Source organism: Curtobacterium sp. MCBD17_026 (genome assembly GCF_003234895.2).
In the GTDB taxonomy this organism is placed as follows: Bacteria; Actinomycetota; Actinomycetes; order Actinomycetales; family Microbacteriaceae; genus Curtobacterium; species Curtobacterium flaccumfaciens.
In genome coordinates, this window is the sequence record NZ_CP126281.1 from 2,611,917 (window position 1) to 2,630,573 (window position 18,657).

26 protein-coding genes are annotated in these 18,657 nt (G+C 71.1%); 11 read left to right on the forward strand and 15 right to left on the reverse strand.

The window, feature by feature from the left end:
• Positions 1 to 5 precede the first annotated feature (5 nt).
• The gene (locus DEI85_RS12330) at positions 6 to 572 is read right to left on the reverse strand and encodes a TetR/AcrR family transcriptional regulator (protein WP_111090264.1); all 567 of its coding nucleotides are present in this window, start codon (positions 570 to 572) and stop codon (positions 6 to 8) included.
• 119 nt (positions 573 to 691) lie between these two features.
• On the opposite strand from DEI85_RS12330, the gene DEI85_RS12335 reads away from it, so the two are divergent.
• Both DEI85_RS12335 and DEI85_RS12340 read left to right on the forward strand, forming a co-directional pair.
• Positions 692 to 2,167: an MFS transporter gene (locus DEI85_RS12335; protein WP_110862459.1), complete on the forward strand. Its 1,476-nt coding sequence runs from the start codon at positions 692 to 694 to the stop codon at positions 2,165 to 2,167.
• A 175-nt stretch (positions 2,168 to 2,342) separates the two neighbouring features.
• Positions 2,343 to 2,792: a phage holin family protein gene (locus DEI85_RS12340; protein ID WP_111124105.1), complete on the forward strand. Its 450-nt coding sequence runs from the start codon at positions 2,343 to 2,345 to the stop codon at positions 2,790 to 2,792.
• Between the two features lie 48 nt (positions 2,793 to 2,840).
• On the opposite strand, the gene DEI85_RS12345 is transcribed toward DEI85_RS12340, so the two are convergent.
• Positions 2,841 to 3,347, reverse strand: coding sequence for a hypothetical protein (locus tag DEI85_RS12345; RefSeq protein WP_110862461.1), 507 nt, complete (start codon positions 3,345 to 3,347; stop codon positions 2,841 to 2,843).
• 38 nt (positions 3,348 to 3,385) lie between these two features.
• Positions 3,386 to 3,775, reverse strand: coding sequence for a DUF5997 family protein (locus DEI85_RS12350; protein WP_111124106.1), 390 nt, complete (start codon positions 3,773 to 3,775; stop codon positions 3,386 to 3,388).
• Between the two features lie 33 nt (positions 3,776 to 3,808).
• Here DEI85_RS12350 and DEI85_RS12355 point away from each other — a divergent pair, with 33 nt between their 5' ends.
• Positions 3,809 to 4,639, forward strand: coding sequence for a LysR family transcriptional regulator substrate-binding protein (locus DEI85_RS12355; RefSeq protein WP_181436425.1), 831 nt, complete (start codon positions 3,809 to 3,811; stop codon positions 4,637 to 4,639).
• Positions 4,636 to 5,106: a GNAT family N-acetyltransferase gene (locus DEI85_RS12360; RefSeq protein ID WP_110862463.1), complete on the forward strand. Its 471-nt coding sequence runs from the start codon at positions 4,636 to 4,638 to the stop codon at positions 5,104 to 5,106. The genes DEI85_RS12355 and DEI85_RS12360 overlap by 4 nt, the downstream gene beginning before the upstream one ends.
• A 153-nt stretch (positions 5,107 to 5,259) precedes the next feature.
• On the opposite strand, the gene DEI85_RS12365 is transcribed toward DEI85_RS12360, so the two are convergent.
• From DEI85_RS12365 to DEI85_RS12375, 3 genes are read right to left on the reverse strand one after another with little or no spacing between them, the layout of a single operon-like run.
• Positions 5,260 to 5,940: a DJ-1/PfpI family protein gene (locus DEI85_RS12365; RefSeq protein WP_111124108.1), complete on the reverse strand. Its 681-nt coding sequence runs from the start codon at positions 5,938 to 5,940 to the stop codon at positions 5,260 to 5,262.
• A 51-nt stretch (positions 5,941 to 5,991) separates the two neighbouring features.
• A complete protein-coding gene (locus tag DEI85_RS12370; RefSeq protein WP_111124109.1) occupies positions 5,992 to 6,612 on the reverse strand; it encodes a DNA-3-methyladenine glycosylase I in 621 nt (206 codons plus the stop codon).
• Between the two features lie 37 nt (positions 6,613 to 6,649).
• Positions 6,650 to 7,066 carry a VOC family protein gene (locus tag DEI85_RS12375; RefSeq protein ID WP_110862466.1) on the reverse strand — a complete coding sequence of 139 codons (417 nt, stop codon included), beginning with the start codon at positions 7,064 to 7,066 and terminating at the stop codon, positions 6,650 to 6,652.
• On the opposite strand from DEI85_RS12375, the gene DEI85_RS12380 reads away from it, so the two are divergent.
• Positions 7,047 to 7,691: a hypothetical protein gene (locus DEI85_RS12380; RefSeq protein ID WP_146249018.1), complete on the forward strand. Its 645-nt coding sequence runs from the start codon at positions 7,047 to 7,049 to the stop codon at positions 7,689 to 7,691. The genes DEI85_RS12375 and DEI85_RS12380 overlap by 20 nt on opposite strands.
• A gap of 216 nt (positions 7,692 to 7,907) precedes the next feature.
• Here the strand turns inward: DEI85_RS12380 and DEI85_RS12385 are convergent, their stop codons facing one another.
• Positions 7,908 to 8,243, reverse strand: a complete 336-nt coding sequence (locus DEI85_RS12385) for a hypothetical protein (RefSeq protein WP_110862468.1) — start codon at positions 8,241 to 8,243, stop codon at positions 7,908 to 7,910.
• Between the two features lie 22 nt (positions 8,244 to 8,265).
• Entirely contained in the window at positions 8,266 to 9,936 is a 1,671-nt protein-coding gene (locus tag DEI85_RS12390) for a sodium:solute symporter family protein (protein ID WP_071405106.1), read from the reverse strand.
• Positions 9,937 to 10,078: 142 nt separating this feature from the next.
• Here DEI85_RS12390 and aroQ point away from each other — a divergent pair, with 142 nt between their 5' ends.
• Positions 10,079 to 10,522 (forward strand): type II 3-dehydroquinate dehydratase, encoded by a 444-nt coding sequence (aroQ, locus tag DEI85_RS12395; RefSeq protein ID WP_111124110.1) that lies wholly within the window; start codon positions 10,079 to 10,081, stop codon positions 10,520 to 10,522.
• An 81-nt stretch (positions 10,523 to 10,603) separates the two neighbouring features.
• On the opposite strand, the gene DEI85_RS12400 is transcribed toward aroQ, so the two are convergent.
• Entirely contained in the window at positions 10,604 to 11,500 is an 897-nt protein-coding gene (locus DEI85_RS12400) for an NADP-dependent oxidoreductase (RefSeq protein WP_111124111.1), read from the reverse strand.
• A 29-nt stretch (positions 11,501 to 11,529) separates the two neighbouring features.
• A complete protein-coding gene (locus DEI85_RS12405; RefSeq protein ID WP_111124112.1) occupies positions 11,530 to 12,408 on the reverse strand; it encodes an NmrA/HSCARG family protein in 879 nt (292 codons plus the stop codon).
• A gap of 70 nt (positions 12,409 to 12,478) precedes the next feature.
• On the opposite strand from DEI85_RS12405, the gene DEI85_RS12410 reads away from it, so the two are divergent.
• Positions 12,479 to 12,943, forward strand: coding sequence for a MarR family winged helix-turn-helix transcriptional regulator (locus tag DEI85_RS12410; protein ID WP_181436426.1), 465 nt, complete (start codon positions 12,479 to 12,481; stop codon positions 12,941 to 12,943).
• Here the strand turns inward: DEI85_RS12410 and DEI85_RS12415 are convergent.
• The gene (locus DEI85_RS12415) at positions 12,940 to 13,998 is read right to left on the reverse strand and encodes an LLM class flavin-dependent oxidoreductase (RefSeq protein ID WP_111124113.1); all 1,059 of its coding nucleotides are present in this window, start codon (positions 13,996 to 13,998) and stop codon (positions 12,940 to 12,942) included. The two genes, DEI85_RS12410 and DEI85_RS12415, sit on opposite strands and share 4 nt — an antisense overlap.
• Positions 13,999 to 14,087: 89 nt before the next feature.
• On the opposite strand from DEI85_RS12415, the gene DEI85_RS12420 reads away from it, so the two are divergent.
• The 3 genes from DEI85_RS12420 to DEI85_RS12430 all read left to right on the forward strand — a co-directional run bounded on the left by DEI85_RS12420 (position 14,088) and on the right by DEI85_RS12430 (position 15,492).
• On the forward strand, positions 14,088 to 14,600 hold the full coding sequence (locus DEI85_RS12420) for a MarR family winged helix-turn-helix transcriptional regulator (RefSeq protein WP_110862472.1): 513 nt from the start codon (positions 14,088 to 14,090) through the stop codon (positions 14,598 to 14,600).
• Between the two features lie 74 nt (positions 14,601 to 14,674).
• Positions 14,675 to 15,043: a DoxX family protein gene (locus DEI85_RS12425; protein ID WP_111124114.1), complete on the forward strand. Its 369-nt coding sequence runs from the start codon at positions 14,675 to 14,677 to the stop codon at positions 15,041 to 15,043.
• Complete coding sequence (locus DEI85_RS12430; RefSeq protein ID WP_258369973.1) at positions 15,040 to 15,492, forward strand: MmcQ/YjbR family DNA-binding protein; 453 nt, start codon at positions 15,040 to 15,042, stop codon at positions 15,490 to 15,492. Before DEI85_RS12425 ends, DEI85_RS12430 begins: the two co-directional genes overlap by 4 nt.
• A 12-nt stretch (positions 15,493 to 15,504) precedes the next feature.
• Here DEI85_RS12430 and DEI85_RS12435 read toward each other — a convergent pair whose 3' ends face one another.
• Positions 15,505 to 16,101 carry an NAD(P)H-dependent oxidoreductase gene (locus tag DEI85_RS12435; RefSeq protein WP_110862516.1) on the reverse strand — a complete coding sequence of 199 codons (597 nt, stop codon included), beginning with the start codon at positions 16,099 to 16,101 and terminating at the stop codon, positions 15,505 to 15,507.
• 88 nt (positions 16,102 to 16,189) lie between these two features.
• Here DEI85_RS12435 and DEI85_RS12440 point away from each other — a divergent pair, with 88 nt between their 5' ends.
• On the forward strand, positions 16,190 to 16,657 hold the full coding sequence (locus tag DEI85_RS12440; protein WP_110862474.1) for an MSMEG_6728 family protein: 468 nt from the start codon (positions 16,190 to 16,192) through the stop codon (positions 16,655 to 16,657).
• 3 nt (positions 16,658 to 16,660) lie between these two features.
• Here the strand turns inward: DEI85_RS12440 and DEI85_RS12445 are convergent, their stop codons facing one another.
• The 3 genes from DEI85_RS12445 to DEI85_RS12455 all read right to left on the reverse strand — a co-directional run bounded on the left by DEI85_RS12445 (position 16,661) and on the right by DEI85_RS12455 (position 18,655).
• Positions 16,661 to 16,951 (reverse strand): hypothetical protein, encoded by a 291-nt coding sequence (locus tag DEI85_RS12445; protein WP_111124115.1) that lies wholly within the window; start codon positions 16,949 to 16,951, stop codon positions 16,661 to 16,663.
• Between the two features lie 218 nt (positions 16,952 to 17,169).
• Positions 17,170 to 17,436 (reverse strand): hypothetical protein, encoded by a 267-nt coding sequence (locus DEI85_RS12450; RefSeq protein ID WP_146249020.1) that lies wholly within the window; start codon positions 17,434 to 17,436, stop codon positions 17,170 to 17,172.
• A gap of 79 nt (positions 17,437 to 17,515) precedes the next feature.
• A complete protein-coding gene (locus tag DEI85_RS12455; protein ID WP_111124117.1) occupies positions 17,516 to 18,655 on the reverse strand; it encodes a cysteine desulfurase family protein in 1,140 nt (379 codons plus the stop codon).
• Between the last annotated feature and the right edge of the window lie 2 nt (positions 18,656 to 18,657).

The window sequence follows — 18,657 nt, forward strand, 5'->3', positions numbered from 1 at the left end:
CGACGCTACCGCGGCGGTGCGAGCAGGGCGCGGAGGGCGTCCTCGAGCGCGGCCGACACGACGACGTCCTCAGCGGATGCCAGCGGTTCCACCGCGGTGGACTGACGGAGCATCGACATCCCGAGCACCACCGCCAGCGCGATCTCGGCGCGGACGAGCAGCTCCTCGGACCCCGCGCCGCCGACCGCGCCCGCGAGCCGTTCGGCGTACCGGCGCAGCGTCTCACGGCGGATGGCATCGGCGCCGTCGTCGCCGGAGGACCGGAGCAGGAGCATGAGCTGCAGGGAGTCGTCGTCGTTCGGGGCGCGCACGATGTGCGTGATGATGCCGGTCAGCGCCCGTTCGAGGCCCCGCTCGCTCGTCTCCTCGGCGCCCAGTGCGCGGACGACGCGGTCGAGGCAGGCGCGGAAGAGCCCCTCCTTCGAGCCGAAGTACCGGTTGATCAGGGCAACGTTCACCCCGGCGTCCCCGGCGATGTCGCGCACCGTCGTCCCGCGGTACCCGTCGAAGGCGAACCGACGCCGGGCGGCCTGCACGAGCAGCAGTCGGGTGGCCGCGGCGTCCTTGCTCATGGAGCGCAGCCTATCGGTCCTCACAGGGATGTAAGCAAGCGTTGACATGCTCTCCCGAACGCGTACGCTCGTCATGTCAGCAATTGTTTACATCGACGACCACGACGACACGGAGCACGATGACCGACACCCTGCAGAGCCCACGGACCGGCTCGCACCCCACCACCGACGGACGCCGGCCGAACAGCACGGCGATCATCGTCTACCTGTCACTCGGCGGCCTGTCCTTCGCGGTCCTGCAGTCGCTGGTCGCCCCGGCACTGTCGACCATCGGGCAGGACCTCGGCGCCTCCACCAGCGCGACGAGCTGGGTGCTCACCGCCTACCTGCTCTCCGCCTCGGTGCTCACGCCGATCCTCGGTCGCCTGGGCGACATGATCGGCAAGCGCAAGGTCCTGATCGTCGTGCTGTCGATCCTGCTCGTCGGCGCCGTGCTCGCCGCCCTCGCGCCGAACCTCGGCGTCCTGATCGTCGGGCGGGCGCTGCAGGGTGCCGCCGGAGCCGTGATGCCGCTGTCGATCGGCATCGTGCGTGACGAGCTGCCGAAGGAGAAGGTCAGCGTCACGATCGGCCTGCTGTCCGCGATCTTCGGCATCGGTGCCGGTGTCGGCATCGTCGCCGCCGGCCCCATCGTCGAGCACCTGTCCTGGCACTGGCTGTTCTGGCTCCCCGCCGTGCTCGTCGTCATCGCACTGCTCGGCGCGGTCTTCGGCATGCCGGAGTCGCCCGTGCGCAAGCCCGGCCGCCTGGACATGGTCGGCACGTTCGTCCTCGCGGTGTCGCTCGTCGCGATCCTGCTCGCCGTCAGCGAGGGCGAGACCTGGGGCTGGGGCGACGGCAAGACCATCGGCCTGCTGGTCCTCGGCGCCGTCGCACTGGTCGTGTTCGTCCTCGTCGAGCTCCGGGTCGCCGAGCCGCTCATCGACGTCCGGCTCTTCGCGGTCCGCGGGGTCTGGACCGCCCACGTCGTCGCACTCGTCTTCGGGTTCGCGATGTTCGGCACCTTCGTCCTCGTGCCGACGCTCCTGCAGCTCCCGACGGCGCTCGGCTACGGCTTCGGCAAGGACGTCACCCAGGCCGGTCTGTTCCTGCTGCCGACCGTCGTGATGATGGTCGTCGCCGGGCCCATCGCGGGCATCCTGGTGCGCAAGGTCGGCCCGAAGCCGCCGATGCTCATCGGCGGGTTCGCCATCGTCGCCGCGTTCCTGCTGCCGGCGATCGCACACGCCGAGCTGTGGCAGGTGGTGGCCTCCGGCGTCCTGACCGGCATCGGGATCGGCATGGCCCTCGCCGCCTGCTCGAACGCGATCATCGAGAGCGTCCCCGCGAACCAGACCGGTGAGGCCATCAGCGCCAACACGGTCGTCCGCACCATCGGCTCGAGCGTCGGCACCGCCGTCATCGCAGCGCTGATCACCTCGCACAGCACGCCGCAGGGGCTGCCGACGGACGACGCCTTCACGATCGGGTTCTGGGCGTGCACCGGTGTGGCGGTCGTGGCCGTGCTCGCCGCACTCGCCGCGCCGTCGATGCGCGCCCGCCGCGCAGCGGCCGCCGCACGTGGGATCGACGACCTCGAGGAGGTCAGCGAGTAGGGCCGTGGGCCCGACCACCCGGGAGGCCCGTCCGGCGTCGTCGACGCGGGGCGGGCCTCCCGTCCGTTGCACAACCTGGGAACGCACCGGGCGCACGCGAGCCAGCGTGACGATCATCGGACCAGTCGCGTCCCGTCAGGGGACGCGCACCGCCGCGCCCGGACAGGAGACCCCCATGAGCAGCACCGACCACGACGACACCACCGCTCCCGGACGGCCGTCGTTCCGCGACACGGTGACCGCCGGTCTCGTGCAGAAGGCCCTCGAGCCGGTGCTGCGCGCCGTGCGTGACGAGGTCGCCTCGGCTCGGCGCGAGATCGGCGAGCGCGCGAGCGGTGCGAAGACCGGGCTGGTGCTCACCGGGGTGGCCGTCGCGTTCGCCGTGACGACCCTGGTCGCGCTGGCGGGCTTCGCGGTGGCGCTGCTCGCCCTGGCGCTGCCGCTGTGGGCGGCGACCGGGATCACGTTCGTCGTGTTCGCGATCGTGACCGCGATCCTGTTCGTCGTCGGCCTGCGCGGGATCCGGCGGGGTGTGCCGCCGGTGCCGAAGGACACGATCCAGGCGGCGAAGCAGCGGGTGACGCACGCGGCGGACGCCTCGACGGACAGCGCCGCGCGCGACTGACGGACCCGACGGACCGGCTGCGCGCGACTGACCGGGCAGGCGGCTCCGCTACATGGCCAGGGTCATGCCGACCACGGCGACGGTCATCGCGAAGACCTCGCCGCTGCGGACGGCCCGCCGGTCCTCACGACCCCACTCGTACCGGAGCAGCCAGCCGCTGAACGCGCAGTAGCCGATCACGCCGGCGCCGAGCACCGCGGACAGTGCGATGCCGTGCCCGGCGTGGTCGCCGGCGACCCCCGTCGCGTGCCCCGTCAGCAGCATCCCCGCCATCACGACGGCGGAGAGCGCGCGGTGAACGTCCATCGGCTCCGCGCGGCGACCGTCGGGGCGGCGGCGACGCATCACGGGCAACGGCGCGAGCAGGAGCAGGAGGGTCGAGGCGAACAGGGTCCACACCGCTCCGGCGTCGACGACGGGCATGAGCATCGCGACGAGCATCACGCCCGCCGGCACGATCACGCCCGGACGCGGGCGGTAGCGGTCACCGACGATGCAGCACACGGACGCGAACTGCGGCACGACGAGCATGGCGTCGGCGACGGTCTCGTGCACGTGGGGTGTCCTCGGTGCGGCGGAGGAGAGCGGGTGGGTCAGTCCTCGGCGCGGGCAGCGGCCTTGGCGGCGCGCTCCTGCTTCACGCGGGCGTTCTCGGCGTGCACGGCGGCCTGCGTCGCACGTTCGCGGACGAGCCACTCGGGCTTCTGCTCGAGCAGCGTCTTGATGTCCGCCGTCGTCAGCGCGTCGTCGATCCCCACACGGCTCAGGCCGGAGATGGAGATGCCGAGCTTCTGCGCCACGACGGGTCGCGGGTGCGGGCCGTCGCGGCGGAGGTCCTCGAGCCAGGTCGGGGGTTCGGTCCGGAGCTCGTCGAAGGCGGTCCGCGTGAGGGGAGCGCTCTGGAAGGACTCCGGAGCGGCCGTCAGCAAGATGCCGAGCTTCTTCGCAGCCGTCTCGGGCTTCATGGTCTGTTCCTGCGCCATGAAGACAAGGGTACGGCCCCTATGCTCGTCTGCATGACCGCGGCTCTCACCATCGCCTTCGTGCCGGGGGTCTCCCCCGCAAAGTGGGCCCGTGTCTGGCGGGAACGCTTCCCCTCCATCGAGCTCCGGCTGCGGCCGATCGGTGCTGACGACGTCGACGACACGCTGGCCGGCGAGGCCGACATGGTCTTCGCACGCATGCCCGTGTCCGAGCAGCACAACGCCATCCCGCTCTGGACCGAGACGGCCGTCGTCGCGATGCCCAAGGACTCCCCCCTCGCCGAACTCGCCGAGGTCGACCTCGCCGACGCCGAGGTCCACGTGATCGACGCCGGCCCGGTGCCTGCCGACATCGACGGATCGCTCGACCTGGTCGAGGCGAACGTCGGCGTCGTCGTGCTCCCCCAGTCACTGTTCCGCGCCGCCAGCCGCAAGGACCTGGTGGGCCGTCCGCTCATGAACGCCGAGGGCACGCGCATCGCGCTGGTCTGGCGGGACGAGGACGCCACCGAGACCACCGAGGAGTTCATCGGCGTGGTGCGCGGGCGGACCGCCAACAGTTCGCGCCAGCCGGGAGGCACGGATCGCGACGACGACAACGGCTCGCGTCCGGCTCGTGGCGGTGCCAAGGCCGGGTCGGCTGCCAAGGGTGGGTCGAGTGGGTCGAGTGGGTCGGGTGCGTCGGGGGCGTCGGGCTCCAGGGGCGGCTCCGCCGGCGCCGGCGCCGGCGGCAAGGCCAAGGCCAAGTCGCCCGGCAGCGGCAAGTCCGGCAGCGGCAAGAAGTCGAACACCGGCAAGGGGCCCACGCCCGGTCGCGGCAAGATGCGCGGCAAGCCGAGCCGGGGTTCCAAGGGCAACCGATGACGGACACGCGGCTGGTCGTGATGCCGGCCACACGTCTGCCGGCCTGGCTCGAGAGCACGATGGCCGAGTACGTCGAGTCACGGATGCAGGCGGGCGAGACCCGCGAGCAGGCCGAGGCGAACAAGCAGCAGTCACTCGACCGCTGGTTCCCGGGCGGCTCCCCCGCTGACGGACACCTGGTGTGGGACGTCACCGATCAGGACCACACCGTCATCGGGTACCTGTGGATCGGACCACTCACGCCGGGCAGCACCGATTGGTGGGTGTTCAACGTCGAGATCGACGAGGCGCACCGGCGCCGCGGGCACGCCCGTCGGGCGCTCGAACTCGGGCACCGTGCCGCCGCCGAGAACGGTGCGACGAGCATCGGGCTGAACGTGTTCGGCTACAACACGGGGGCGCAGGAGCTCTACGCGGCGCTCGGGTACCAGGTGACGTCGGCGCAGATGCGCAAAGCCCTGGTCTAGCGCAGGACGGCGGCTCGGGTCACCGCCCGGTCACAACACCCCGCGTGCATGGCCCCGAGCGGTCACGAAGTGTCGACTGGCCGCGCCCGGAACGACGTGTCGTGACCACTCGGCGGAGCCCAGCGGGGATTCGTGACCGTGCGCAGGTCCGCGTCAGTGCAGGACCGCTGCGGCTGCGCGGGTCACCCTCGCGCCGCGCGCTTCCTCGGCTGCTGCGCGGGCCCGGGTGACGACGGCGGCGTCGGCGTGCTCGGCGGATCCGTGGTCGAACGGCGGTTGCGGGTCGTACTCGATCTGCAACTGGATCGCCTCGGCCGCGGGCCGTCCGGCGAGCTCAGCCGCGAGCCACAGCGCCATGTCGATGCCCGCACTCACCCCGGCGGCGGTGACGACGGCGCCGTCCCGGGCGACCCGGACGTCCACCGGCTGCGCGCCGAAGGCCTCGAGCATCGGCTTCGAGGCCCAGTGGGTCGTCGCGCGTCTGCCGGCGAGCAGCCCGGCGGCGCCGAGCACGAAGGCGCCGGTGCACACCGAGGTGATCCACGTCGCGTCCCGGGCCTGGCGCCGGACGAAGGCCACGACCGTGGGGTCCAGCATCGCGTCGAAGGCACCGTCGCCGCCGGGCACCACCAGGACGTCCGCAGCGCTCGCGTCGGTGATCGTCACGGTCGGGACGAGTGACAAGCCGCAGTCGCTCGGCACCGGGTCGAGCGTCGCCGCCACGTACTCCAGGCGTGAGCCGGGCACGCGGCTGAGGACCTGCGCCGGACCGGTCAGGTCGAGCTGGGTCAGGTGCGGGAACAGCAGGAACGCGATCCGGATCTCATCGGCCATGCCGCGACCATAGTCCCGGCCCGCGCACCCCGCCCCCGCCGCTTCCTTCCGTCAGCTCCAGACCCCGGAGGTGCCGCGCCGGTGGCTGCCCATCAGGTGGGTGTCGACGATGCCGAGCGCTTCCATCAGGGCGTACATCGTCGTCGGTCCGACGAAGGCGAAGCCGCGCTTCCGCAGCGCCTTCGACAGGGCGAGGGATTCGTCCGACTTCGTCGGGACCTCGGCGTACGACTGTGGCTCGGGCGTGGACGTCGGCCGGAACGACCACACGAAGTCGGCGAGCCCGCCGTCCTGCCGCAGCGCGATCGTGGCGTTCGCGTTGGTGATCGTCGCGAGGATCTTCGCGCGGTTCCGGACGATCCCGGCGTCGGTCATCAGCCGTGCGACGTCGTCCTCGCCGAAGGCCGCGACGGTGTCGGCGTCGAAGTCGGCGAAGGCTGCACGGAACGCCGGTCGTTTCGCGAGGATCGTGCGCCACGACAGACCCGACTGGAACGCCTCGAGCGAGAGTCGCTCGAACACCCCGCGTTCGTCGCGGACGGGCATGCCCCACTCGGTGTCGTAGTACTCGCGCAGGAGCTCGTCCGACGACGCCCAGACCGGCCGAGCGAGGCCGTCGTCGCCGGTGACGAGGTCGGGCACGGGCGGGGCGTGGACGGGCTCGGTGCTCATGCGACCATCCTGGCGGGCGCCGCCGACAGCGCCTGGCTCACTCGGCGGGCGGGCCGTCCTGCGTCGCCTGCTCGTCCATCCACACGTACTCCCAGCGGTGTCCGTCCGGGTCGGTGAAGCTCCGCTGGTACATGAAGCCGAGGTCCATCTCCGGGCGGTCCTCGGTGCCGCCGGCGGCCACCGCGGCGTCGACGACGCGGTGCACTTCTTCCTTCGACGGGGCACTGAGCGAGTTGATGACCTCGATCGTGTCGGCGTCGGCGATCCGCTTGTCGGTGAACTCCGCGAACTTCGCGGTGGTCAGGATCATCACGTAGATGGCGTCACTCACCACCACGCACGCCGCGGTGTCGTCGCTGAAGGCCGGGTTGATCGAGTAGCCGAGCGCCTCGTAGAACGCCTTCGAGCGTTCGAGGTCGGCAACGGGCAGGTTGATGAAGACCATCGTGTCCATGGCGGTTCCTTTCGTCACGCTCAACCTGGACCCACCTGGATCAGCACGCAACCGTTTCGTGGGGGAACCAACCGGTACACAATATGCTGGTCCGATGCAGGCGTACGTCGATGAGTCGGAACCCGGTGGTGGACGGGACCACGCCGCGTACGTCCTCGCCGCGGTGATCATGCGGACCAATGGCGAGGACGAAGCCCGCGAGGCGATTCGACGGGCGACCCCTCGGCGGATGCGGAAGCTGCACTGGTACGAGGCGCTCGGAGAACAGCGCCTCTCATGGCTCGACCTCCTGCGGCATGCCGTCGCCATCGTCGTCATCCATTACACCGGTCGTCCGGCCCGGACGGAACGCCGTCGCAGGCGATGCCTGGAGCGCCTCGCTTGGGAGCTCGATCAGCGCGGAGTCAGTCGCGTGGTCTTCGAGTCGCGCGGGCCGGCGCGGGACGCAGGTGATGCTTCGATGATGGACTCTCTCCGCGCTCGGGGCCTCGGCGCCGAGTTGCAGTACGAACACGTCCGAGGCGGCTTGGAGCCGCTGTTGTCACTCGCCGACATCGCCTGCGGGATGCACGTGCACGGCGCCGAGAGCGAGCACGTGCGAGTGGAGGTCGTGCGGGCCGAATGACCGCCCGGGCAGCGCAAAACCCCGGTCCCGCGCTGGCTGCAGGATACTCCGGGGCTCACTTTCGAACGAGCAGCACCCGATCGACATATCAATGCTACCCGCCATGCAAGGCTCCGGTCAAGGCGTCCGCCGCCCAGGCCGGAAACGACGAAGTCGCTGTCGTCCGACAGCGACTTCGTCGTTCCACGTCAGGCCGGGACGCCCGACCCGGGCGCCTCAGGCCAGTTCGCGCCCTTCGCCCGCGGCACGCTGGTCCGCCTCGGCTTCGGCCTGGCCGATGATGTCCTCGGCGGGCACCGGGTTCAGGCGGTCCCAGAGGAAGAACAGGCCACCGCCGACGAGCAGCGAGATCCCGACCCACAGGTTGATGTGGATCCCGCCGGTCTTCTCGGGGTCGGTGTTCCAGTGCACGATCCCGACGATGGTCGTGATCACGCCGTAGAGCACGAACAGGCCGCCGAGGATGCGGCGCAGGTCGAGTCGGCGGGTGGAGCGGACCAGGGCAGCCTTCTGCTCCTCGGTCATCGCGCCGGGGGTGGTGGTGTCACTCATGAGAAGTGGTCTCCTTCGCGGATCAGAGGAACGGGAGGTACAGGACGACGCAGAGCACGAGCGCGACGGTGCCGAGCAGGGCGGGCGAGCGGTACCAGGCGGTGTCCGTCGCGACCGAGTCGCCGTGCAGGTCGATCTTGCCGACTCCGTAGACGAGCCCGCCGAGCTCCTTCTCGTCCTTCGGCTTGGTCAGCATCGAGACGACGAAGCCGACGACGAGCACGGTGACGAACGAGATGATCGCGCCGTACAGGGTCTCAGCGGTGGCGGTGGCGAACAGGTCGGGGTTGACCAGGTAGGCGATCCAGGTGATCGTCGGGGTCACGATGCCGAGCACGTAGCCCCACAGCGCACCCTGCGTCGTCATGCGCTTCCAGAGCAGGCCGAGGATGAACACGGCGAACAGCGGTGCGTTGAAGAACGAGAACAGCGTCTGCATGTACGTCATGATGTTCGACGCCTGGGCCGCGATGAACGCGGTTGCGATGCCGACCACGACGCCGACCACGGTGACCCAGCGACCGGTCTTCAGGTAGTGCAGGTCTGGCATGTTCGGGCGGATGTAGCGCTGCCAGATGTCGTAGGTGAAGACGGTGTTGAACGACGAGACGTTCGCCGCCATGCCGGCCATGAAGGACGCCAGCAGACCGGTCACCGCGATGCCGAGCACGCCGGTCGGCAGGTACATCTGGATGAGCTTCGGGATCGCGTCGTTGTAGGTCAGCGTTCCGTCTGCGAACTGGTTGCCCACGACGGCCGCGGCGATGAGGCCGGGGATCACGACGATGGCCGGGATGAAGAGCTTCGGGATCGCGGCGATGAGCGGGGTGCGCCGGGCCGCCGACATGTTCTTCGCCGAGAACGCGCGCTGCACCTCGGTGAAGTTCGTGGTCCAGTAGCCGAACCCGAGCACGAAGCCCAGGCCGAGCACGATGGCGAGCCAGTTGGCGCCGATCGGGTTGGTGACGTCACCGAAGCCGGTGCCGGCCCAGGCCTGCAGGTGCTGCACACCCTGGGTCTCGGTGATGGCCTTCGACAGGCCGTCCCAGCCGCCGACGCGGTGCAGACCGACGATCGTCAGCGGGATGAGCCCCGCGATGATCACGAAGAACTGCATGACCTCGTTGTAGATCGCGCTCGAGAGCCCGCCGAGGGTGATGTAGACGAGCACGAAGCCGGCGGAGACGATGATCGCCAGCCACTCCGGCCAGCCGAGCATGGCCTCGATGACGATGGCCATCGCGTAGAGGTTGATGCCCGCGATGAGCACGTTCGACACCGCGAACGCGATCGCGTTCACCAGGTGCGGCGCCTTGCCGAAGCGGCGCAGCATGAACTCCGGCACGGAGCGGACCTTCGAGCCGTAGTAGAACGGCATCATCACGAGGCCGAGGAACACCATCGCGGGCACGGCGCCGACGAGGTAGTAGTGCAGGGTGGCCATGCCGATCTGGGCACCGTTGGCCGCCATGCCGAGGATCTCGGTGGCACCGAGGTTCGCGGACACGAACGCCAGGCCCGTGATCCACGCCGGCATCGAGCGGCCGGACAGGAAGAAGTCCATGCTCGTCCGGACCTGCTTGCGGGCGGTGAACCCGATCCCGATGACGACCGCGAAGTACACGATGATCATCAGGTAGTCGACCCAGCCCAAGTCGAGCCGGATCCCTTCGTTCGCTGCAGCGAGAACCATTCACATCTCCACGTCAGTGTGTTGCAGTCGACAACTCTGCCGACCCGGACGGAGACGTTACACCGGTTTGTGACCGTTCACATAGCGAGCACATGCATCGTCCGAGCCGCGCAACGCTCCCCCGGTTCGCTACGCTCGGCCCATGACCGACGCGTCGCGCATCCTCGTCCTCAACGGCCCGAACCTCGACATCCTCGGGCGCCGCGACCCGGAGCAGTACGGCACCGTGACGCTCGCCGAGATCGAGGCGATCGTGCACACCGAGGCAGCCGTGCACGGGCTCGAGGCCGACTTCCGCCAGACGAACCGCGAGGGCGAGCTCGTCGAGTGGCTGCACGAGGCGCTCGACGACTTCGCCGCGGTCGTCATCAACCCCGCCGCCTACGCGCACACCTCGGTCGCGCTGCACGACGCGGTGGAGGCCCTGTGGGTCCCCGTCGTCGAGGTGCACCTGTCGAACACGTGGAAGCGCGAGCCGTTCCGCCACGTCGACCACGTCGCCACCGCCGCGACGGCGGTCATCGCCGGCGCGGGCGCCGACGGCTACCGCCTGGCGGTCGCGCACGTCGCGTCCCTGCTCGACTGAGCAACAGGCGGACGGGAGGCCCGTGGCGGACCCGCCACGGGCCTCCCGTCCGACACCCGACGCGTCCCGGACCGCCTTCGCCTACGGGATGACGACGAGCTTGCCGACGGTGTGCCCGCGTTCCGCGGCCGTGTGCGCGGCCCGCGCCTCGTCGAGCCGGTACCGGCGCTCGACGTGCAGGGAGAAGCCCGGCAGGGCTGCGGCCTCGACGAAGCCGTCGCGCGGATCGGTGGTGCGGTTCGCGCCCGTCGAGACGCGCGCGCCGAGCCCGGGGGCGGTGAAGTCGGAGATCGAGATCACCTGCCGGGGATCGCCGACGAGCGCGACGAGGTCACGGATGACCCCGGCGCCGGAGAGGTCCAGCGCGCCGTCGATCCCGCTCGGCGCCACCGCGCGCACCCGCTCGACCAGTCCGGGACCGTACGTGACCGGGACCGCTCCGAGGCCCTCGAGGTACGCGTGGTTCCGCTCGCTCGCCGTCCCGACCACCTGCAGCCCGCGAGCCCGGGCCAGCTGCACGAGCGCCGAACCGACGCCACCTGACGCGCCGCTGAGCAGGAGCGTGCCGTGCTCGAGGCCGATCTCGGTGAGGAGCCGGTTCGCCGTCTCGACCGCGACGCCCCATCCGCCGGCGTCGGCGGCGTCCACTCCGGCGGGGACCAGCGCCCACCGGGTCAGCACGGCCTGCTGGGCGAGCGTGTCCCGTCCGGTGCCGAAGACGGTGTCGCCCGGCACGACGTCGGTCACGTCGGTGCCGACCTCGACGACGGTCCCGGCCGCGTCGAACCCCGTGCCGGACGGTGCGGCGAGCGCTGCACCCGCCGCCATCGCCCCGGAGCGGATCTTGGTGTCCAGCTGGTTGATGCCGGCACCGGCGACGTCGATGACGACCTCGGCGGGCCCGGGGCGAGGCACGTCGACGTCCACGACCTCGAGGACGTCCGGTGACCCGTACGCGGTGAACTGCACTGCCTGCATGGTGTCTCCCTGGTGCTTCGTCGGCGGCGTCAGCGGGCGGGCGTGAAGTGGACGGCCTGCAGCCACCGGTCGAGCGTCCAGGTGTCCGGCGCGATGCGGCGGACCTGGTCGAGGTCGGCCTGGTAGGCGGGCGTCTCGGCGAACCACCGGAACATGGCCTGCATGTCGTCCTGCCCGTCCATCACGGCCAGGGGCAGCGCCTCGTACCGGGCGGGCATGCCGGTGTGCTCGGCGAAGGCCGCGGCGATCTCGCTGCCGGTGCGGGCGTCGCCGGCGATCTCGATCGTGGCAGGGACGGCGTCCGGATCGAGCAGTGCCGTGGCGGCCACGGCGCCGACGTCGCGCGCCGCGATCATCTGGAGCACGACATCGTCGGGGAACGGCAGGCGGAGGACCAGGGTGCCGTCCTCGGTCGTCGGCGCGAACCAGCGGAAGTTGTCCATGAAGAACACCGGACGCACGATCGTGGTGACCAGCCCCAGGGCGACCAGGTGCTCCTCGACGCGGTACTTCGAGTCGAAGTGCGGCACGTGGGAGTCGCGCTCAGCACCGCCGACCGAGCTGAAGACGACGCGGGGCACGCGTGCCGCCGCAGCGGCGTCGGTCAGTGCGATGCCCTGGGCGGTCTCCCCTGCGGTGTCGGCGTCCTGCATGCCCCCGGGTGGCGTGGTCATGAACCAGAAGGCGTCGACGCCCTCGAGCGCAGCGGCGAGCGAGGCGGCATCAGCGACGTCGACACGGGCGAGCTCGACCCCGCGTTCGGCGAGCGCGGCGGCCTTCTCGGAACCGGTGTCGCGGATGAGTGCGCGCACGGTGGCGCCGCGTGCCAGCAGCGCGTCGGTGACGGCACCGCCCTGGCTCCCGGTGGCGGCGAAGACGGCGATGGTGGGGGTGGATCCTGTCGTCATGGTTGACTCCTTCGTGTTCGATCGTCGGGTAGAAGCTAAGCCGACTAATGATTATTCCGGAAGGACTCGGATGGACTCCCCAGGCAGCCCCGAGCGCCCTGCGACCCCGATCAGCTCGCTGATCCCCGCGGTGGCCAAGGCACACCGGAAGCTCGCCGGCTCGTTGCTGCAGGCCGTCGGTCTCGCCGCCGGCCAGGAGTTCGTGCTGATGGAGCTGTGGAGGGAAGCCCCGCTGTCACAGGCGGACCTGACGCGTCGGTTGTCCGTGGAGCCACCGACCACGGCGAAGGCGCTCGCGCGGCTCGACAAGCTCGGACTCGTGAACCGCGAGCGCTCGACGACGGACCGTCGGGTCGTCCTCGTGTCACTCACCGCCGCCGGCCGCGCGCTCGAGGAGCCCGTCGCGGCCGTCTGGGACTCCCTGGAAGCGCAGACGACAGCAGGCCTGACAGCGAGCGAGCAGGACGTGCTCCGGGGCCTGCTGACCCGACTCGGCGACACCCTGTCCGCCGAGCCCTCCCCTGACCGCAGCTAGGCCGCTTCCGTCGTCTGCGTCGCCGGCATCTCGGCCAGCAGCTCCCGCACGCGCGGCACGACGGTACCGCCGTAGAGCTCGACGGAGCGCAGGCGGGCGCGCATCGACTGGGCCCCCGAGGTGTAGATCATGTCGAACCGACCGACGCCCATCGCGTGCACGGTCCGGGCGATCTTCCGGGCCACGGTCTCGGCGGACCCGATGTACATCGAGCCGGACCGTACCTCGTGGTCGAACTCGGCCCGCGTCACCGGCGGCCACCCGCGCAGCGCCCCGATCCGGTCGCGGACGACCTTGTAGTGCGGGTACCACGCCTCGAGCGCTTCCTCGTCGGTGTCGGCCACGAACCCGGGTGAGTGCACGCCGACGGGGTGGGCGGTCGTCCCGAACTCCTCCGTGGCACGGCGGTACAGGTCCAGGAACGGCAGGAAGCGCTCCGGCTGCCCGCCGATGACGGCGAGCATCAGGGGGAAGCCGTACTGGGCGGTGCGCACCACGGACTGCGGTGACCCGCCGACGCCGACCCAGGTCCGGAGCCCGTGCTCGGTCTTCGGGAACACGTCTGCGTCGACGAGCGGCGCACGGGTCGTGCCCGACCAGGTGACGGGTGTCTCGCGCAGCAACCGGGCGAACAGTTCGATCTTCTCCTCGAACAGCACCTCGTAGTCGGTCATGTCGTAGCCGAAGAGCGGGAACGACTCGGTGAAGGACCCGCGACCGAGGATCACCTCGGCCCGTCCGTTCGACAGCGCGTCCACCGTCGCGAAGCGCTGGAACACACGGACCGGATCGTCAGAGCTCAGCACCGTGACGCCCGAGCTGAGACGGATGCGCTCGGTCGCCGTTGCCAGGCCGGCCAGGACGGTCTCGGGCGAGGAGACCGAGTACTCCGGCCGGTGGTGCTCGCCCACCGCGAAGACGTCGACGCCGAGCTGGTCCGCCAGGACCGCCTCGTCGACGAGCTGCCGGATCGACCTCGCGTGACCCACCTGGGCGCCGTGGTCATCGGTGGGGACGTCCCCGAACGTGTCGAGGCCGAAGGTGATGTCGGACATGGTGGCCCTCATTTCATTGACGTGTCAATCATGTAATTGACGCGTCAATCATCTGCGGATAGGGTCGGCTTGTCAACGATGGAGGCACCGTGCACGGAACCGACGAGCACCGACCCGGACGGCGATCACCGAACGCGGACGAACTGGCGACCTGGCGCGCCTACGTCGAGGCGTCGGAGCGCGTCCGGCGCACACTGTCGACGGCGTTCCTGGACACCTCGGGGATCTCACCCGGGGACTACTCGGTGATGCTCGCCCTGAGCGAGGCCGAGGACCGCACCCTGCGGTCGTCGGACCTGGCGACGGGGATCGGGTGGGAGCGCAGCCGCCTGTCGCACCACCTCAAACGCATGGAGGAACGCGGGCTCGTGCTCCGGGGACGGGTCGGCGGTGACGCTCGCGGCGCCGCCGTCACCCTGACCGGCACCGGGGCGAGCGTCTTCCGCAGTTCGTCCGCCGCGCACCTCCGGCTGGTCCGCCAGGTGTTCGTCGACGCGTTCACACCCGACCAGCTCGAGACCATGCGGGCACTCACGGCCACCCTGCACCACCACCTCGACCAGCGGGACGCCGACGCCGATCGCCCCGACGACCACGACTGAACCACCGCGCACCACGCTCACCACGCTCACCACGCTCACCACGCTCACCACGCTCACCAACAGGAAGACACCCCATGCTCATCGCACTCTGGATCATCTCCGGCCTCCTCGCCCTCGCCTTCCTCGGCGCCGGCGTCATGAAGCTCGTCCGCCCCCGATCGGCGCTGATCGACGGCGAGATGCCCTGGGCCGCAGACTTCTCCCCCGCCGCGATCAAGCTGATCGCGGCCCTCGAGGTCGTCGGCGCCCTGGGCCTCGTCCTGCCGCTGCTCACCTCGACCGCGCAGGTCCTCACCCCGATCGCCGCTGTCGGGCTCGCCGTGCTGATGATCGGGGCGGTCGTCGTGCACGCCCGGCGCCACGAACCCGTCGTGCCACCGCTCGTCCTGGCCGTCCTCTCCGTCGCCGCGGCCGTGCTCGGCTTCACGACGGTGGCCGGATGACGGGCGCACCGCGGACGGACTCCTCACAGGCGCACGACGGCGACGACTCAGGCCACCCCGACGACCTGGACGGCACCGCCGTGCAGGAGCACGCGATGGAGGTCGCGGCCGGTCTGCCAGCGGTGACCCACGAGCACCCCTTCGGCCCCGACTGGGAGGTCTTCAAGGTGGTCGGCAAGGTGTTCCTGCTGGTCACCGAGGTCCCGGGAGAGCCCGTCGTGGTCCTCAAGGCCGAGCCGGAGCACTCCGAGGCCCTGCGACAGGAGCGGGACACCGTCACGCCCGGCTACCACATGAACAAGGAGCACTGGATCACGCTCCACGGCGGGGCCGGCGTCACCGAGGCGTTCGTCGGCGACCTCGTCCGCAACTCGTACGAGCTCGTCGTCGAGACCCTGCCGCAGGCGCGACGGCCCGTCCGCAGCGGACGACGTCACCGACCGGACTGAGAGCACCGCGGGTCAGAAGTCCGCGGGACGGGGCACGTCGGCGACCCCGGCGGTGGCGAAGCCCCCGCGGATGAGCGGCACGGCCCGGCGCACGGCCTGGTCGATGCGGAGCTCCAGGTCGACGCTCGCGATGTCGTACCCGCCCTCGCGCTTGGTGAAGTCCCGCTCGTTGCCGAAGACCCCGAGCGGCAGGGTCGTGGACTGGAAGAACCCGAACAGCGGGCGCATCTGGTGCTCGACGAGCAAGGCGTGCCGGTCGCTGCCACCGGTGGCGGTCAGGAGCACCGGGGTGTCGACGAGGTCGTACTGCCCGACCCAGTCGAAGAACAGCTTGAAGGCGCCGGAGTAGGCCGCCCGGAAGGCCGGGCTGCCGACGACGAGCACGTCCGCGGCCTCCACCGTCTCGAGGGCCCGGCGGGTGCGGTCGGACATCGTCTCGCGACCCGAGGCCGCTCCGAGGTCGGCGAGCAGCGGGCCGATCTCGATCGTCTCGGTCCGGGCGCCGTCGATCTCCTCAGCCAACCGGGCCACCGTCGCCGCGACCAGGGTCGAGGTCCGCGAGGGGTCCGATGGGCTGCCACTGACGCCGACGACCAGTTCTCCGCTCATGCGGTCGATGCTCACACGCTGCCGGGGCGGGCGGCACGTTCGTGACGACATGTGTCGGGTGCCAGTCGGTCGGGGTAGCGTCCGCGCCATGCAGACCTTCCTGCCGTACGCCGACTTCCGGGCATCCGCCGAGGTCCTCGACGACCGGCGGCTCGGCAAGCAGCGGGTCGAGACCCTGCAGGTGATGCGCGCACTGACGCTTCCCGACTACGGCTGGCAGCACCACCCGGTGACGGCGATGTGGCGCGGCTACCGCCCGGCGTTGATGGCCTACCAGGAGGCCACGTGCCGCGTCTGGGCCGAGCGCGGGTACGCCGACACGTGCCTCGAGAAGACTCTGCTCGACCTGGGCCGTGTGCCGGAGGACCTGGCGGCGTACGAGCGCGGTGACGTGCCGATCCCGCCGTGGAACGACGACGAGGCCCTGCACGTCTCGCACCGCTCGAAGCTCGTGCAGAAGGCGCCGGAGCACTACCGGGAGCTGTTCCCCGACGTGCCGGACGACCTGGACTACGTCTGGCCGGGAACACCGGCACCGGCGACGCACACCGCCTGATCGTCAGGCGACCGGGATCCAGCGACCACCCTCGCGCCGCGTGACGACGTCGGAGCGGATCTCGACCACGTCCCGCAGCCCGTCGACCGCGACGTCGCGGACGGCCGCGGCGACACGGTCGTCCTCGGCCTCGAAGCGCACGACCGCGCACGGGACGCCACGGAGCAGGCGGACGTCCTCGGCCTCGACCACGGCGTGTTCGCGCACGAGGGCGGCCGCGGCGGGCAGGACGGCGTCCGGTGCGGTGCCGGTCGCGAGGGCACCGATCGCCAGGGTCACGCGGTACGAGGGCATGCGACGACGCTACCGGGGAACCGGAACCCGCCGTGGGCTGCAGGGGAACCGACGCCGCTCAGGGGTGCGGACGTCGACCCACGGCGGGATCGCGGTGTACGGCGGGACACGACGACAGGGGGAACGTCGCGCCCCGCGCCGGACGTCGATCAGGGGGTCGACATCCGGTCTGGGTCCACCGCGCGGCTCGGTTCAGGGGAACCGCACGGTGGTGGACCTCAAGGGTGTTCGGTGTCCTCTCGGTACCGGTCCGTCTCGGTCGGTGCGGGCATCGACCGGTGGGCGGCGGCTGGCCGGACCATCGGGAGCAGGGCACTCCCGGCGGTCGCGAGCGCTCCGACCACGGCGATGAGCCCGAGCGGGGCCGTGCCGAGGTCGTGCTGCGCTGCCAGGGCGAGCGCGACGAGGGTGGCCGGCGCCGGCAGGAGCTGCACCGCTCGGAAGCGGTCGTCCCGTCGGGTCCTGGTCATCATCGCGTTTGCCATGACGACACTCTGACGCAGATCGGTTGTCCGCAGAAGGGGGGACACGTACCCAGAGATGGAGTAGAACGTCTAGTACACCTCAGCGGAGGTCACGGACGGTCGCCACGGCGTCGGCCACCGCTCCGACGACGACCCGGACGTCGTCGGCCGTCAGCGAGGCGTCGAACGTCAGGCGCAGCGCGGTCCGGGCCACGTCCTCGGGGACCCCGAGCGCCGTGAGCACGTGCGAGGCCTCGGTGCTGCCCGCCGCGCAGGCACTGCCCGACGACGACACGACGTCGCGCTGCTCGAGCTCGAGCAGGACGGTCTCGCCGTTGACACCCGGGAAGCAGAACGACGCGTGCCCGGGCAGTCGGTGCTCCCGCGATCCGGTGACGAATGCAGCGGGGACCGCGGCAAGCACGCCGTCGAGCACCGCGTCGCGCACGGTGGTCGCCGTGCCCTCCCCCGACCGCACCGTCTCCGCCGCCAGCCCGAGGGCGGTCGCCACCGCCACGGCACCGGCCACGTCCTCGGTGCCGGACCGCCGCCCCCGCTCCTGTCCCCCGCCGTGCAGCAGCGGCTCGAGCGGGACGCCGGAGCGCACGGCGAGCACGCCGGTGCCCTTCGGGGCGCCGAGCTTGTGCCCGGACAACGACAGCGCGTCGACGCCCAGGGGCCCGAGACCGATCGGCAGCCAGGGCGCGGACTGCACGGCGTCGGTGTGGAAGCGCGCCCCGACCTCGTGCGCCACCGCGGCGAGCGCCGGCACGTCCTGCACGGTGCCGATCTCGTTGTCGGCGTGCGCGATCGAGACGAGCGTGGTCTCCGAGCGAAGGGCCGCACGCAGCACCGCCGGGTCGACGCGGCCGTCCGGTCCGACGGGCAGCACGGTGACGTCGAAGTCGTGGAAGCGGGCGAGGTACGCGCAGCTCTCCAGCACCGCCTCGTGCTCGATGGCGCTCGTGACGACGTGCCGACCGCGGGGAGCGGCGAGGGCGATCCCCTTGATCGCGGTGTTCGCCCCCTCGGTGCCGCCGGTGGTGAAGACGACCTCGGCGGGCCGGCACCCGAGCACCCCGGCGACGGCGGCCCGTGCGGCGGTGAGACCCCGCGCGGCCTCGTCCCCGAACCCGTGCGTCGACGAGGGGTTGCCGAACACCCCCGTCAGGTACGGCCACATCGCCTCGAGCACCTCGCGGCGGACCGGGGTGGTGGCGGCGCGGTCCAGGTAGAACACGG